Source organism: Plantibacter sp. MDV22-iso1 (assembly GCF_058408345.1).
Window position 1 is genome coordinate 1,685,127 of record NZ_JBZVDY010000001.1, and the last position, 13,750, is coordinate 1,698,876.

Below are 13,750 nucleotides of genomic sequence, written 5' to 3' on the forward strand. Positions count from 1 at the left end.
GGATGAGCCTGCAGCGAAGCACTCCGTCCGCCCAGCACGTCGACGCCGCCGGGGTCGAGGCGTTCATCACCGCCCTCGAGCACACGCCGAACGTCGAACCACACAGCCTGATGCTCCTGCGCGGCGGGAACGTCGTCGCCGAGGGCTGGTGGGCGCCGTACTCGGCTGATCGGGTGCACCTGCTGTACTCGCTGAGCAAGAGCTTCACCTCGACCGCCGTCGGCCTCGCTGTCGAGGAGGGTCTGCTCGGACTCGACGACACGATCATCAGTCACTTTCCGGAGCTCGACGCCGAGATCACCGACCCCCGCAGCCGCGCCATGCGCGTGCGCCACGTGCTCGCGATGGCGAGCGGTCACCGCGAGGAGACGATCATGCGGGCCGCTGCGATCGACCCGACGAACCTCGTCCGCGGCTTCCTGCTCCTCCCTCCCGATGAGGACCCGGGAACCGTCTTCGCGTACAACCAACCCTGCACGTACACGGCCGCGGCGATCGTCCAGCGCGTCACGGGCGGGACGCTCACCGACTACCTGCGACCGCGGCTGCTCGAGCCGTTGGGTATCGGCGACTTCGACTGGCAGCGGGACGACGAGGGCTTCGAGCTCGGGTACAGCGGTCTGCACGCGACGACGGAGGCGATCGCCGCGCTCGGTCAGCTCTACCTGCAGGGTGGCGAGTGGGAGGGGCGGCAGCTCCTGCCGGCCGCCTGGGTCGCCGAGGCGACGCGATCGCACATCGCGAACGGCGACGACCCGGAGTCGGACTGGGCGCAGGGGTACGGGTTCCAGTTCTGGATGGCCCGGCACGGGTTCCGGGGCGACGGCGCCTACGGTCAGTACTGCGTCGTCCTGCCGGAGCACGACGTCGTCCTGGCGATCACGGGGCAGAGTCTCGACATGCAGGCCGTGCTGAACGCGGCGTGGGAGCACCTGCTGCCGGCGTTCGGGGCAGGCGAGGCCTCCGATGCGGAGCGCGGTGCGAGCGCAACCGCCGACCAGGCGTTGCTCGAGCGCCTGGCAGGGCTCGCCCTGCCGCCGCTCGACGCCTCGGACGAGACCGGCTCGGCTTCGTCACTGCGCGAGCTCGCCGGACGGACGTTCGCGGCGGCCTCCGATACCGGCCTGGCGCAGCTGACGGCGCTCGAGGTGACGGCGGGCGAGGGCGACGACATCGTGCTGGTCGTGCACGAGGGCGACGACCGGGTGAAGCTCGTCCCCGGCGTCGGCGCATGGCGGACGCACGGTCCGATCGTCGCCAGCGCCGCCTGGGGCACCAGTGGCGAGATCGGAGCGCGGGTCCTCCGCGTCGACGCGATCTTCATCGAGACCCCCCACCGCATGCACGTCGAGATCGACCCGGCTGCCGGCACCTTCGACGCCTGGTGGGAGACGACGCCGCTCCGCACCTCCCGCCTCACCGAAGTGCAGCGGCCGAGCGCGGTCGTCGCAGGCGGGGGCAAGTCGTCCTGGTGAGCTGAGACGGCGGCATACCCCCACGACGCTCTGACCAGCGCCGTCACGACGAGGAGACCGCATGAGAGCCGTACGCATCACCGCGCCGAACGAGGCCACTGTCCTCGACCGACCCGATCCACAGGCCGGGCCGGGTGAGGTCCTCATCCGCATCGAACGCGCCGGGCTCTGCGGCACCGATGTCGCGCTGCTGCGCGGCACCATGCCGTACCTCGCCGACGGCCGCACCACCCTGCCCCTCCAACCAGGCCACGAGTGGGCCGGCCGGGTGGCCTCCGTGGGCGAGGGTGTCACCACGATCGCACCGGGCGACCTCGTCACCGGTGACACCTTCATCGGCTGCGGCGTCTGCACGCTCTGCGCCACGGGGCGACACCACCTCTGCCCCGACCACCTCGAACTCGGCGTCCTCGGACAACTGGAGGGCGCCCTCGCAGAACTCCTCGTCGTCCCCGAGCGCGCGGTCCATCGCCTCCCGTCCGGCGTCGACGCGGACCTCGGCGCGATGGTCGAGCCCGCCTCCTGCTCACTCCGTGGCGTCCGACTCACGGCGGTGGGGCCGGGCGACCGCGTGCTCGTCTGGGGCGCCGGCACCCTGGGCATGTTCGCCGCGCTCTTCGCCGCGGATTCCGGGGCATCCGTCACCGTCGTGGCGCGCCGCGAGTCCGATCGGCGGTTCGCCGCGGACTTCGGCCTGGCCACGCGCGATCCGGCCTACCTCGGAGACGAGCGCTTCGACGTGATCATCGAGGCGACGGGTTCGGCCGAGGTCACCCGTCGCCTGCTCGACAACGCGACCGCCGGCGTCCGCATCGCACTCCTCGGCGTGCCCGGCGGCGACGTGGGGCTGCCCTCAGGCAGACTCATCGCCCTCGACGCCACACTGCACGCCGTGCTCGGCGGATCCGACTGCATCGATGAGGCGGCGCGACGGTTCGCCTCCATGGGTGACACGGTCCGGCGATTGATCGGCACGGTCATCGGACTGGACGACGTGCCACGGGTGTTGACCGACGGCCTCCCCCGCGCGGCCGGCGCCGGACCGAAGACGCAGATCCGCTTCTGAGTCGGCTCAGGCGATCGACGCTCGGGCGAGGCGAGCGAGGACGACGACGACCACGAACTGCACCGCGAAGAGGACCGCGGTCAGGATCGTCGCCGTCGCCACGGTGACGCCGCCGTCCATCCCTGAGACGCCGGGGAGGAATCCGATTCCGAACACGATCAGGGCGTCGACGAGGAAGGTCGCCGACACGAGCGCCGCGAGGATGCGGGCGTCGCTGGCTCGGTGCGGGTTCTGATAGATCGTGGTCATGAGTAAAATATATCAAACTTCATACTGAAACAAAAGTATGAGCATTGCAGCGCTCGCGCCGGTGACAACAGCGCCACCGCTCCGCGCTTCCTTTCCACCCGAAATCATGATCGACTCATGTTCATGACTGGCTTCGATTCAGGCTTCCTCGACCTCTCCGAACCACTCACCATCCCCGCTCCAGCCGACCCCACGGCCAAGGCGCGACTCCGGACCCTCGACTACACGCACTTCTCCGTGCTGCTCGACCCCGACCGCCGCCTGGCAGCCGCGACCGGGGTCGACATCGACGGCGCCGCCCTCCTCGACCTCGGGCGCGGGGACGACTGGCACCTCGACGACCGCGTGCCGGTCGAGGAACAGGCCGGCCCGGAGCTGTACGCCCGCAACGACCTCGACCGCGGCCACCTCGTGCGCCGGAGGGACCCGGTCTGGGGGTCCGTCGAGATCGCCCGGCAGGCCAACGTCGACACCTTCTGCTACACGAACGCCGCACCGCAGGCTGCGGACTTCAACCAGTCTCTCGAGCTGTGGAACGGCCTGGAGGACCTCGTCCTCGAGTACGCCTCGGCCGGGCGCCGGCGGCTGTCGGTCTTCACCGGGCCGGTGTTCGCCGACACGGACCCGCTCTACCGAGGCGTACAGATCCCACGCCGATTCTGGAAGGTGGCGGCGTGGTCGAACGGCGGAGCGCTCGCGACGAGCGGCTACCTCCTCGACCAGTCGGCGCAGCTCGACGACATCGACCTCGGCCGGTCCAGTGCGATCGACGACACGCAAGACGCCACCGCCGTCCCCCCACTCGGCCCGTTCCGGACCTTCCAGCTGCCGATCCTCGACCTCGCGAGCCTCACCGGTCTCGATTTCGGGGCCCTCGCCTCCGCCGATGTCCTCGAGCCGGCTCCCGCGACGGTACGTCCCGACACCGACACCTGGATCGAGCTGAGCGACCCGTCCGACCTGCGGTTCTGAGGCGGGTCCGGTCCCTGAGCTTGTCGAAGGGCGTCGAGCAGACCCCTACCGACGCTCGAGCGCCGCGCCGATGACCCGCAGGCTCTCGATGAGCACGGCCACCTGCTCATGGCTGAGGTCGGCGAGCATCGCGTTCTCGTCGTCCACCAGCCGACGCATCGCCTCGTCGACCCGCTGCTGACCGAGGGTCGTCAGCACGACGATCTTGCTCCGGCCGTCGGCCTCGTTCTTCTGACGGGCGACGAGTGAGCGTGCTGCCAGGCGGTCGAGCTGACTCGCGAGGTTGCCGCTCGTGATGCCCAACCGCGTTGCGAGCATGGACGGCGTCAGCCCGTCCGCTCCGTGCTGGCGAAGGATGGAGAGGAACTCGAACTCCCACGGCCGCAGGTTGCTCGCGGCGAACGACAGGCGTCGGACCTCCTGCAGGTGCGGCACGAGCCGGCGGAGGCGGGACACCACGTCGAGCGGTGCGAAGTCCACATCGGGCAGCGCGTTCGCCCAGGCGTCGATGACGATGTCGACGTCGTCGTCATCACCCTTCGCCATCACCGGCCTCCCTCACGTCCTGCCTGCTCCAACGCTACCGTGGGCCGCCGCCGATCCAGACGGTGGGCGGTTCCATCCACGCTGTGCTATCGGCGTACCGAGAGCCGTCAGCGGACGGAGAGCGCCGCCAGGCCGTCGACGAGCAGACCGACCCCGAAGGCGAACGCGTGGGCCTGGTCCTCCTGGCCGAGCGGATCCGTCGCACCGTCGGCCAGCACACCGACGCTGTCGTACTGCATCCGTTGCTGCTCGTGCGACACGTGCCCGAGGATGAAGTGGAGCAGCACCGTGCCCGCACGTCGACTCGTCGACTCGTCGAACCCGGCCACCGACACCGCGTCCGTCAGCCGGGTGAGCGCCCGTCCGGAACCGAGCCCGAGCGCGTAGGTGCTCGACACCACCTCGGCGCCGTCGCGATAGGCGAGGAGGGCGTCACGCAGCGCCTCCGCCTCCACGCGCGTCCGCTCGCGCCAGTCGGAGCCGGCCTCGGACACGGCGTCGACCGGTGCCGGGTGGGCGTCGACGATCCGGTCGGCCAGCTCGGCGATGAGGGTCTGCTTGTTCTCGAAGTGCCAGTACAGCGCACTCGGCTGGACGTCGAGGGACGCGGCGAGGCGGCGCATCGTGAGGTCGGCCAGGCCGTGATCGTCGAGGATCCGCAGCGCCACCTGAGCCACGTCGTCGCGCCGATGGCGACGCACTGTTTCGGGACCGGACATGAGCACCACTATAGTGAACGCTGTTCAGGTGAACACCGTTCAGGTGCGATCCACCCGCCCCCAAAGCGAACCGACCATCCCGACGAAGGACCCAGCATGAGCAGACTCCGGATCGACGCGACCGACATCGCACGCATCGCCGTGTTCGCCGCCATCGTGGCCGCCCTCGGCCTGCCCGGCGCGTTCTCGGTGCTCGGCGCGGTGCCCATCACGGCGCAGACCCTCGGCGTCATGCTCGCCGGCGCGATCCTCGGCCCGTGGCGAGGCATGCTCTCCATGCTCGTGCTGCTGGCGCTCGTCGCCATCGGCCTCCCGCTCCTGTCCGGCGGTCGCGGCGGGGTCGGCGTCTTCGTCGGACCGAGCGCCGGATACCTCCTCGGCTGGATCGTCGGCGTCTTCGTGATCGGGCTCATCGTGCACGCCGGTGGGCGTCGGCTGCGCTGGTGGCGCACCGCGCTCGGGGTGTTCGTCGGCGGCATCGGCGTCATCTACGCGTTCGGCATCCCGGTGCAGTCGCTCGTCACCCGCCTGCCACTCGGCGAGACCGCCCTGCAGAGCCTCGTGTTCGTACCCGGCGACCTCGTCAAGGTCGTGCTCGCGACGGTGATCACGATGACGCTCGCCCGCGCCTACCCGCGCGCGTTCCGCAACGCGGCCGGCGCCGGCTCCACGCGTCCCGGCGAGCCCGCCCGGATCGGATGACCGTGCGTCCAGGGCACCTCGTCCCGCTGCGCGGCGGGGCGCCGACCGACCTCGTCCGTCGGGCGCTCGAGGTGCGGGCGTCCGGCGGCGTGCCGTTGCTCGGCGACGATCGATGGAGCGAGTCGTACTGGCGTTCCGTCCGCGACCGCAGCACCGCAGCCGGTCCACAGCCGGACCAGGGCTGGGCGACGCTGACCTCCGGCACGACGGGCGAGCCGCGCATCGTGCTCCGGGCCGCCGCATCGTGGGCGGACTCCTTCCCGGCCGTCGGCGCGCTGCTCGACCTCGGGCCGGACGACGTCCTGGCACTGTCGTCGCCGCCCGCGTCGTCGCTGTCGCTGTTCTCGGTCGCCCACGCGGCCGCCGTCGGTTGCTCGCTCGCCCTCCCGACGTCTCACGCGCTCACCCCCGACGACGCCCGTGACGCGACCCGGTTCCACGGGACCCCGAACGGCCTCCGGGCGCTCCTCGACGGCGAGGTGCCGCCCCGCCTGCGGGTGGCGTTGATCGGAGGCGCCTCACTCGACCCCGGACTCCGCGCCACCGCGGAGGGCCTCGGCATCCGCGTCGTGTCCTACTACGGTGCCGCCGAGCTCTCCTTCGTGGCCGTCGACGACGGTGTCGATCCGGATCGACCCGGCCTCCGCGCGTTCCCCGGTGCCGAGCTCGAGGTCCGGGACGACGATGTCCTGTGGGTCCGATCGCCGTTCGTCGCGACCGGGTACCTCGAGGGCGATGGCCCGCTCCGACGCGACGGCGACTGGTCCACCGTCGGCGACCGCGCGCGGATCGACGACGGAATCGTCACGCTCCTCGGCCGAGCCGACGACGCGATCCTCACGGCCGCGGCGACCGTCATCCCCGCCGATGTCGAGGAGGCCCTGCGCCGACTCGACGAGGTGGACGACGCCGTCGTGCTCGGTCTGCCGAACGCCGGGGTCGGATCGCTCGTGACGGCCGTGTTGGAACTGCGCCCGGGCTCGCGGCCGAGCCGTGCGATGCTCCGCGACGCCCTCGAACCGCTGTTGCCGCCGACCCACCGGCCCCGACGCTGGTTCGTCGTCGACGAGCTCCCGCGGACCGTCACCGGCAAGGCCGCCCGCGCGGAGCTCGCCGACCGACTCGCGGCCGGGACGGTGGCGTCCCTTGACTGAGTCGCACACCCTCCCGCGCATCGTCGCCGCCCGACGGACGCCGATCGCGACGCGCGGGCGCGCTCTCGCCACGCTCACGGTCGAGCAGCTGGCGGTCCCCGCCGTCCGGGCCGTGCACGACGACGCGACGCACATGCTGGGTCTGCCGCCGGTGGTGGCGGACGTCGTCCTCGGCAACTGCATGGGGCCTGGCGGCAACCCTGCCCGCGTCGCCGCACTCGGAGCGGGCCTCGGCTTCGCCGTGCCAGGGGTCACCGTCGACCGGCAGTGCGGCAGCGGCCTCGCGGCGATCATCGAGGCGTCCACGGCGATCAGCGCCGGCGACGGTCGGCCTCGGATCGCCGGCGGTGTCGAGAGCGCGTCGACCGCGCCGACCCGTTCCGTCGACGGCGTCGCCTATGCACGCGCACCGTTCGCGCCGGCGGGTTGGCACGACCCCGACATGACCAGGGCCGCCGAGGATCTCGCGGAGCACGACGGGATCTCCCGCGAACGCCAGGACGCCTACGCGGCGCGCAGCACGCACCGTGCGGCGAGCGCCGTCGCCGCCGGGCGGTTCACCGGCGAGCTCGTCCCGCTGGTCGGGGCGGCCGAGCACGATGAGGCGCCGCGCAGCGGGATCGAGCGGCTCCTCCCCCGGTTCGCGCCGCTCTTCAGCGACGGCTCCCTCACCGCAGGCAACACCTGCCGGGTGAGCGACGGTGCCGCCGCGGTGCTCGTCGTGCCCGGCGGACTCGGCGGGCCCGCCCACGGGAGCGCGACGCCCGGTCTCGCCGTCCGGGCGCACGCCGTCGTCGGCTGCGACCCGGCACTCCCGGGGATCGGGGCCGCGCCGGCGATCCTCGACGCCCTCGAACGGGCCGACGTGGACCTCGCGCAGGTCGCCGCGTTCGAGATCGTGGAGGCGTTCGCGGCCCAGACGCTCGCCGTGCTCGACCGGCTCGGTGTCGCCGAGGACGATGAGCGACTCTGCGCCGACGGTGGAGCCCTCGCGCTCGGTCACCCGTGGGGCGCGAGCGGTGCGGTCGCCGTGGTCCGCCTGTTCTCGCGGCTCGTCCGCGGCGGGGCTCCAGCGGGCACGATCGGGGTGGCGGCAGCGTCGGTCGGCGGCGGTCTCGGCGTCGCCGCGGTGTTCGAGGTCGTGCGATGATCGGGGACATCGACCAGTCATCCGCCATCCGTCTCGACCGCGTCACCGCGCGTCTCGGCGACACCGTCGCACTCGACGATGTGACGCTCCACCTCGAAGACGCGCGCATCGCGGTCATCGGCGCGAACGGCTCGGGCAAGTCCACCTTCGCCCGGCTCGTCGGCGGCCTCACCCGCGCGACCGACGGCAGCGTGCAGGTCCACGGGGTCGACGCCGCGAAGGACACGGCGACCCTTCGACGACTCGTCAGCATCGTGTTCAGCAACCCGGACGCGCAGATCGTCATGCCGACGGTGGCGGAGGACGTCGCGTTCTCCCTCCGCGGCACGAAGGCGTCGAAGGCCGACATCGCCACGCAGGTCGCCGATGCGCTCGACGCGTTCGGCCTGACGGCGCTCGCCGACCGGTCCGCCTACGAACTCTCCGGTGGCCAGAAGCAGCTGTTGGCGCTCTGCGGGGCCGTGATCCGCCGGCCGGCGCTGCTCATCGCCGACGAACCCACCGCCTACCTCGACGCCCGCAACAGCGCCGCCGTCGCCGACCACCTCCTGCGTCCCGAGGCGGGCCATCAGCTCCTCCTCGTCACCCACGACCTGGAACTCGCCGCCCGCTGCGACACCGCGCTGCTCTTCGACGGCGGGCGGGTCGTCGCGCAGGGCGCACCGGACGACGTGATCGCGGCCTACCGCGCGAGTCTGCGGTCGTGACGGCGTGATCACCCTCTACCGCCCCGGCTCCGGCTGGCTCCATCGCGCGCCGGCCGGCCCGAAGGCGCTCGGCATCCTCGTCGTGGTGCTCGCGATCTCGCTCCTACCGACGAGCTGGTGGACCGCGGGCATCGCCACCACCGTGACCGTCATCGCCTACCTCGTCTCGGGTCTCGGCCTCGGCGAGCTCGGACGGCAGCTCCTGCTCATCCGCTGGATCATCACGATCACGGTGGCCGGCCAACTGCTGTTCCTCGACGTCGAGTCCGCCGTGTCGAACACGTCCCGCATCGTCGCCGCCATCCTGCTCGCGGGCCTCCTCGTGCTGAGCACGCGCGTCGCCGACCTGCTCGACGCCTTCGAGCGCGTCCTCCAGCCCCTGGGTCGCTTCGGTGTCGACCCCTCGCGCATCGCCCTGATGCTCGCCGTCGCGATCAACACGGTGCCGGTCCTCGCCCGCTTGGCCATGAGCGTCCGGGAGGCGCAGCGGGCGCGCGGGGCGGGGTCGAACCTGGTGACCTTCGTCGTGCCGTTCCTCGTGGTGTCGCTGAAGCACGCCGACGAACTCGGTGAGGCCCTCACCGCCCGGGGCGTCCGATGAGCGGCGGCGGCGACACCGTGCACGTCCTCGGGAAGACGGTCGACGACGAGACGCGCTGCGTCCACTACGCGACCACGCTCGACGTCATCGCGATCCGCTTCGCCTGCTGCGGCGAGTACTACCCGTGCCACCTGTGCCACGCGGAGTGCGCCGACCACCCGGCCGAGCAGTGGCCGCGCGAGCAGCGCGACCGCGAGGCGATCCTGTGCGGCGTGTGCTCGACGGAGTTGACGATCGACCGATATCTGGAGGTCGACGCCTGCCCGAACTGCGACGCCCGGTTCAATCCGGGCTGCCGCCTGCACTCGGCGTACTACTTCCAGCCGTGACCGCACGCCGGTAGACCCGGTTGCGGGCGGCGAGGATCGCGGCACCGATGGCGGCGGCGATGAGCGAGCCGGCGAGCACGCCGACCTTGACGTGGTCGTCGGACTCGCTGCCGACACCGAAGGACAGTTCACCGACGAGCAGCGACACCGTGAATCCGATGCCCGCGACGAACGCCATGCCGACGAGGTCGACCCAACGGATCGACGGGTCGAGGCCGAGGCCGGGCAGTCGGGTGACGAAGAACGTCGTCACCAGGATGCCGATCGGCTTGCCGAGGACGAGTCCGGCGATGATCCCGAGTGCGATGGTGTCCTGGAAGGACTCGACGAGCCCGGAGATCCCGCCGATGACCACGCCCGCGGAGAAGAAGGCGAAGATCGGGACGGCGACCGCCGTGGACACGACGCTCCAACGATCGGCGAAGTGCGCGGCGAGCCCGTCGTAGACCGGGCGCCCCTCGGCGGTGGTCCCCACCTGGACGCGGGCGCGCTTCGTCGCGAAGACGGGCACCATGAAGCCGAGCAGCACGCCGGCGACGGTCGCGTGGATACCGGAGGCGTGGATGAGCGCCCAGGTGCACAGGCCGAGCGGGATGAGGACCCACCAGGCGCGGACGCCGCGCTGGACGAGTACGGCGAAGATGGCGAGCGGCACCGCGGCGAGCGCCAGCGGCAGGAACTCGATGTGGTCGGTGTAGAAGATCGCGATGATGCTGATGGCGATGAGGTCGTCCACCACGGCGAGCGTGAGCAGGAAGGTCCGCAGTGCCGGCGGTAGGAACTTGCCGACCACCGCGATCACGGCGACGGCGAACGCGATGTCCGTGGCGGCCGGGATCGCCCAGCCCTGCAGCGCGTCGGGCCCTGCGCTCAGGTTCACGAGGACGTAGATGACGGCGGGCACGACCACACCGCCGACGGCTGCGGCGATGGGGAGCGCCGCGGTCTTGGGGTTCCGGAGCTTTCCGGCGACGAACTCCTCCTTGAGTTCCAGGCCCACGACGAAGAAGAAGATCGCGAGGAGGCCGTCGGCCGCCCAGGCGCCGACGGAGAGGTTCAGATGGAGCGCCTCCGGACCGAAGGTGAAGTCGCGGACGCTCAGGTAGAAGTCTGAGGCACCGGTGTTGGCGAGCACGAGCGCGAGTGCGGTTGCGACGACGAGGAGGGCACCACCGACGGTGTCCTGTTGGAGCGTCTGGTGGATGCCACGCCAGATCGAGTGCGGGGCCTGGTCGGCCGGCAGGTCGTGTGAGCGGTGAGCGTCGGGCATACGGATCCTTCGGGGGAGGGTTCGGTCGAGCAGCAGAGCGATCCCGATCGATCGCCCGCCGACCAGACTTCCCGGCGCACCAGCCTCCAGTCTAGGCGACCGGGCACGCGATCGGGCGGGAACCGTGCGCGGGCGGCCCGCGGAGTGCTTGGATGCATCCATGAGCTCCTCACCACCGACCGGCGGCCACCCGGACGAACCGCACCGCGGTGACCTCGCTGGCCGCTTGAACTGGCTCCGTGCTGGGGTGCTCGGCGCGAACGACGGCATCGTCTCCGTCGCGTCCCTCGTCGTCGGTGTCGCCGGTGCCACGACCGACAGCGCCCCGCTCCTCGCCGCGGGTGTCGCCGGGCTCGTCGGTGGTGCGATCTCCATGGCGCTCGGCGAGTACGTGTCGGTGAGCAGCCAGCGGGACAGCCAGCGCGCCCTCATCGCGAAGGAGCGGCGGGAGCTCTCCGACGACCCCGAGGCGGAGCTCGCGGAACTCGCCGGGATCTACGAGGCGAAGGGGCTCCAGCCGACGACCGCGAGGCGGGTCGCCGAGGAGCTGACCGCACACGACCCGCTCACGGCGCACCTCGAGGCCGAACTCGGCATCACCGAGGACGCCGTCGTGAGCCCGTGGGCGGCCGCCGGCGCATCGGCGCTCGCCTTCACGATCGGGGCACTGCTCCCCCTGCTCGCGATCCTGCTGCCGCCGCCCGAAGTGCGCGTCCCGATCACCTTCATCATCGTGCTCATCGCGCTGGCGCTCACCGGGTTCACGAGCGCGAGGATCGGCGGCAACCCCGCGCTCCGCCCGACCATCCGGGTCGTGATCGGTGGAGCGCTCGCCCTCGCCGTCACCTTCGCGATCGGCACCCTGCTCGGCACGAGCGGCGTGGTCTGATGGCCAGGGTCCTGGTCGTCGACGACGATCCGACGACGGGCGCACGGGCACAGCGCGGTCCGGGGAGTTCTCTGGGAGTCTGCTGGAGCCCCGCCCGAGCCTGGGGCTCCCGGGTGTACAAGTGAAGGGCGTCCACCCGGTCGCCCTGTCGGATTCGATCAGTGCGGATCGACAGCCCGAAGAACATGTGAGGAGCACCATATGAGCGCAGGAGACAAGATCAAGAACGCCGCCGAAGACCTCGCGGGCAAGGCCAAAGAGGCCGTCGGCAAGGCGACAGACAACGACAAGCTCATCGCGGAGGGCAAGGCCGACCAGGCCAAGTCCGACGTGAAGCAGGCCGGTGAGAACGTGAAGGACGCGTTCAAGAACTGACCTCCCGATCACACGGACGCCGGTGACCCGCTCGGGTCACCGGCGTTCGTCTGTCCTCCCCCGGTCCCTGACTCCCCTCCCCGGTCTCTGAGCCTGTCGCAGGGCCCACGAGCAACGTCCACAACCGGTGCGACTCGGCATCTGGAATGTCAGTGGTCCATGATGGACTTGTTCCATGACCGAGACCACCGCCTCCGCAGTTCGAGCTGGCGACGAGTACGCCGCGCAGCTCGCGGAGTTCTCGGATGAATACGCAGAGATCCAGCGACTGCGGGCGGCTCTCGATGCACGCGAGGCCCGCCTCCTAGCCCGCTCCGCCGCCTACGCCGACGCCTTCGCCGACTCGGTCGTTCCGGCCGTCTTCCCGGCGGCCGAGCGTCAGGCGCTCTCGCGCCGCTCCACCTGCGCGGCCCTCGCCATGGCGACGCGCCGGCCGGAGCAGACGGTCCAGCGGGCGACGAACGACGCCGAGCGGCTCGTCAACGACGCACCGGCCGTGCTCGCCTCCCTCGAGGCCGGTCGCATCTCGGCCAGGCACGCGCAGACGATCATCGACCAGCTCAGCGACGTCCCGACCACCGGGCGGACGGTGTTCCTCGCGGAGGTCCTGCCGGTCGCGGAAGCGTCCACCAACGCGAACCTCCGCAGGCGCGCCCGCGTGCTCCGCGAGCGCCTCCACCCAGAGTCCATCACCGCCCGAGCCCGGCGGTCCGAGGCCGACCGCCGGGTGGAGTTCGAGCCCGCCGCCGACGGGATGGCGTGGGTGCACCTCTTCACGACGGCGCCGATCGCCCAGGGCATCGCCGAACGGATCGAGGCAGCCGCGGCGGCATCGCGCGCTGCGGGCGACACCCGCACCTGCGCACAACTGCAAGCGGACGCCCTCGTGGCGCTCGCGCTCACCGGTGTCACGCCGGAAGATGTCTTGTCGAGCCCGGTGCTCCCGCACCCGATCGAAGTGCAGGAGCACATCACGCCCACGGTGCAGATCACGGTCCCGGCGCTCAGCATGGCCGGCGTTTCCGATGCCCCGGCTACCCTCGACGGCTACGGTCCCATCGACCCCGAGACCGCGGCGCGTATCGCGGTGAACGCGCCGAGCTTCACCCGGATCCTCGTCCAGCCCGAGACCGGCGCGGTCTTGTCGGTCGGGCGGAATCAGTACCGCGTTCCGGCCGACCTGCAACGCGCGGTGCGGCTTCGGGACGGCACCTGTCGGGCACCGGGCTGTGGGAGGCGCGCCAGGGCGTGCGACCTCGATCATTCGGTCGCGTGGGAAGACGGCGGCACCACAGACGTCGGGAATCTCGCCTGCCTGTGTCGACATCACCACCGCATGAAGCACCTGCCCGGGTGGAACCTCGACCACGGGCCAGGGTGTGCTCGACTGGACGACACCCGACGGGAAACACCACCGAACGGAACCGGACCCCGCGCCGTTCCGACCCCGCCGACGAAGGGGTTCTCGTGGGCACTTCGACAGGCTCAGTGACCGGGAGACGTGACCCCAGAACGACGCGGTCCCTGAGCCTGTCGCAGGCACTCA

16 protein-coding genes are annotated in these 13,750 nt (G+C 71.4%); 12 read left to right on the top strand and 4 right to left on the bottom strand.

Features of this window, described 5'->3' with window-relative positions; translation table 11 throughout:
- Positions 1 to 2 precede the first annotated feature (2 nt).
- Positions 3 to 1,475 carry a serine hydrolase domain-containing protein gene (locus tag AC4PMY_RS08105; RefSeq protein ID WP_491622408.1) on the top strand — a complete coding sequence of 491 codons (1,473 nt, stop codon included), beginning with the start codon at positions 3 to 5 and terminating at the stop codon, positions 1,473 to 1,475.
- A 61-nt stretch (positions 1,476 to 1,536) separates the two neighbouring features.
- Positions 1,537 to 2,541, top strand: coding sequence for a zinc-dependent alcohol dehydrogenase (locus tag AC4PMY_RS08110; RefSeq protein WP_491622409.1), 1,005 nt, complete (start codon positions 1,537 to 1,539; stop codon positions 2,539 to 2,541).
- 6 nt (positions 2,542 to 2,547) lie between these two features.
- Here the strand turns inward: AC4PMY_RS08110 and AC4PMY_RS08115 are convergent, their stop codons facing one another.
- Positions 2,548 to 2,790, bottom strand: a complete 243-nt coding sequence (locus tag AC4PMY_RS08115; protein WP_064295884.1) for a hypothetical protein — start codon at positions 2,788 to 2,790, stop codon at positions 2,548 to 2,550.
- Between the two features lie 123 nt (positions 2,791 to 2,913).
- Here AC4PMY_RS08115 and AC4PMY_RS08120 point away from each other — a divergent pair, with 123 nt between their 5' ends.
- Positions 2,914 to 3,762, top strand: coding sequence for a DNA/RNA non-specific endonuclease (locus tag AC4PMY_RS08120; RefSeq protein WP_064295993.1), 849 nt, complete (start codon positions 2,914 to 2,916; stop codon positions 3,760 to 3,762).
- A 45-nt stretch (positions 3,763 to 3,807) separates the two neighbouring features.
- Here the strand turns inward: AC4PMY_RS08120 and AC4PMY_RS08125 are convergent, their stop codons facing one another.
- Positions 3,808 to 4,308 carry a MarR family winged helix-turn-helix transcriptional regulator gene (locus AC4PMY_RS08125; protein WP_071261330.1) on the bottom strand — a complete coding sequence of 167 codons (501 nt, stop codon included), beginning with the start codon at positions 4,306 to 4,308 and terminating at the stop codon, positions 3,808 to 3,810.
- A 107-nt stretch (positions 4,309 to 4,415) separates the two neighbouring features.
- Entirely contained in the window at positions 4,416 to 5,027 is a 612-nt protein-coding gene (locus tag AC4PMY_RS08130) for a TetR/AcrR family transcriptional regulator C-terminal domain-containing protein (RefSeq protein ID WP_491622410.1), read from the bottom strand.
- A gap of 96 nt (positions 5,028 to 5,123) precedes the next feature.
- Between AC4PMY_RS08130 and AC4PMY_RS08135 the strand changes: the two genes are divergently transcribed.
- Genes AC4PMY_RS08135 through AC4PMY_RS08160 form a run of 6 tightly spaced genes read left to right on the top strand, consistent with a single transcriptional unit; the run spans position 5,124 to position 9,670 of the window.
- A complete protein-coding gene (locus AC4PMY_RS08135; protein WP_491622411.1) occupies positions 5,124 to 5,729 on the top strand; it encodes a biotin transporter BioY in 606 nt (201 codons plus the stop codon).
- The gene (locus tag AC4PMY_RS08140) at positions 5,726 to 6,883 is read left to right on the top strand and encodes a class I adenylate-forming enzyme family protein (protein WP_491622412.1); all 1,158 of its coding nucleotides are present in this window, start codon (positions 5,726 to 5,728) and stop codon (positions 6,881 to 6,883) included. The genes AC4PMY_RS08135 and AC4PMY_RS08140 overlap by 4 nt, the downstream gene beginning before the upstream one ends.
- Positions 6,876 to 8,033: a thiolase family protein gene (locus tag AC4PMY_RS08145; RefSeq protein WP_491622413.1), complete on the top strand. Its 1,158-nt coding sequence runs from the start codon at positions 6,876 to 6,878 to the stop codon at positions 8,031 to 8,033. The genes AC4PMY_RS08140 and AC4PMY_RS08145 overlap by 8 nt, the downstream gene beginning before the upstream one ends.
- Positions 8,030 to 8,740 (top strand): energy-coupling factor ABC transporter ATP-binding protein, encoded by a 711-nt coding sequence (locus tag AC4PMY_RS08150; protein ID WP_491622414.1) that lies wholly within the window; start codon positions 8,030 to 8,032, stop codon positions 8,738 to 8,740. The genes AC4PMY_RS08145 and AC4PMY_RS08150 overlap by 4 nt, the downstream gene beginning before the upstream one ends.
- 4 nt (positions 8,741 to 8,744) lie before the next feature.
- The gene (locus AC4PMY_RS08155) at positions 8,745 to 9,341 is read left to right on the top strand and encodes an energy-coupling factor transporter transmembrane component T family protein (RefSeq protein ID WP_491622415.1); all 597 of its coding nucleotides are present in this window, start codon (positions 8,745 to 8,747) and stop codon (positions 9,339 to 9,341) included.
- Positions 9,338 to 9,670 (top strand): CHY zinc finger protein, encoded by a 333-nt coding sequence (locus AC4PMY_RS08160; RefSeq protein ID WP_314137968.1) that lies wholly within the window; start codon positions 9,338 to 9,340, stop codon positions 9,668 to 9,670. The genes AC4PMY_RS08155 and AC4PMY_RS08160 overlap by 4 nt, the downstream gene beginning before the upstream one ends.
- On the opposite strand, the gene nhaA is transcribed toward AC4PMY_RS08160, so the two are convergent.
- Complete coding sequence (gene nhaA / locus AC4PMY_RS08165; protein ID WP_491622416.1) at positions 9,624 to 10,940, bottom strand: Na+/H+ antiporter NhaA; 1,317 nt, start codon at positions 10,938 to 10,940, stop codon at positions 9,624 to 9,626. The genes AC4PMY_RS08160 and nhaA overlap by 47 nt on opposite strands.
- 160 nt (positions 10,941 to 11,100) lie before the next feature.
- On the opposite strand from nhaA, the gene AC4PMY_RS08170 reads away from it, so the two are divergent.
- The 3 genes from AC4PMY_RS08170 (at position 11,101) to AC4PMY_RS08180 (ending at position 13,696) form a co-directional block, all read left to right on the top strand.
- Positions 11,101 to 11,829, top strand: coding sequence for a VIT1/CCC1 transporter family protein (locus AC4PMY_RS08170; protein WP_491622417.1), 729 nt, complete (start codon positions 11,101 to 11,103; stop codon positions 11,827 to 11,829).
- A gap of 201 nt (positions 11,830 to 12,030) precedes the next feature.
- A complete protein-coding gene (locus AC4PMY_RS08175) occupies positions 12,031 to 12,204 on the top strand; it encodes a CsbD family protein (protein WP_064295874.1) in 174 nt (57 codons plus the stop codon).
- A gap of 175 nt (positions 12,205 to 12,379) precedes the next feature.
- Entirely contained in the window at positions 12,380 to 13,696 is a 1,317-nt protein-coding gene (locus AC4PMY_RS08180) for an HNH endonuclease signature motif containing protein (RefSeq protein ID WP_491622418.1), read from the top strand.
- The last annotated feature ends 54 nt before the right edge of the window (positions 13,697 to 13,750 follow it).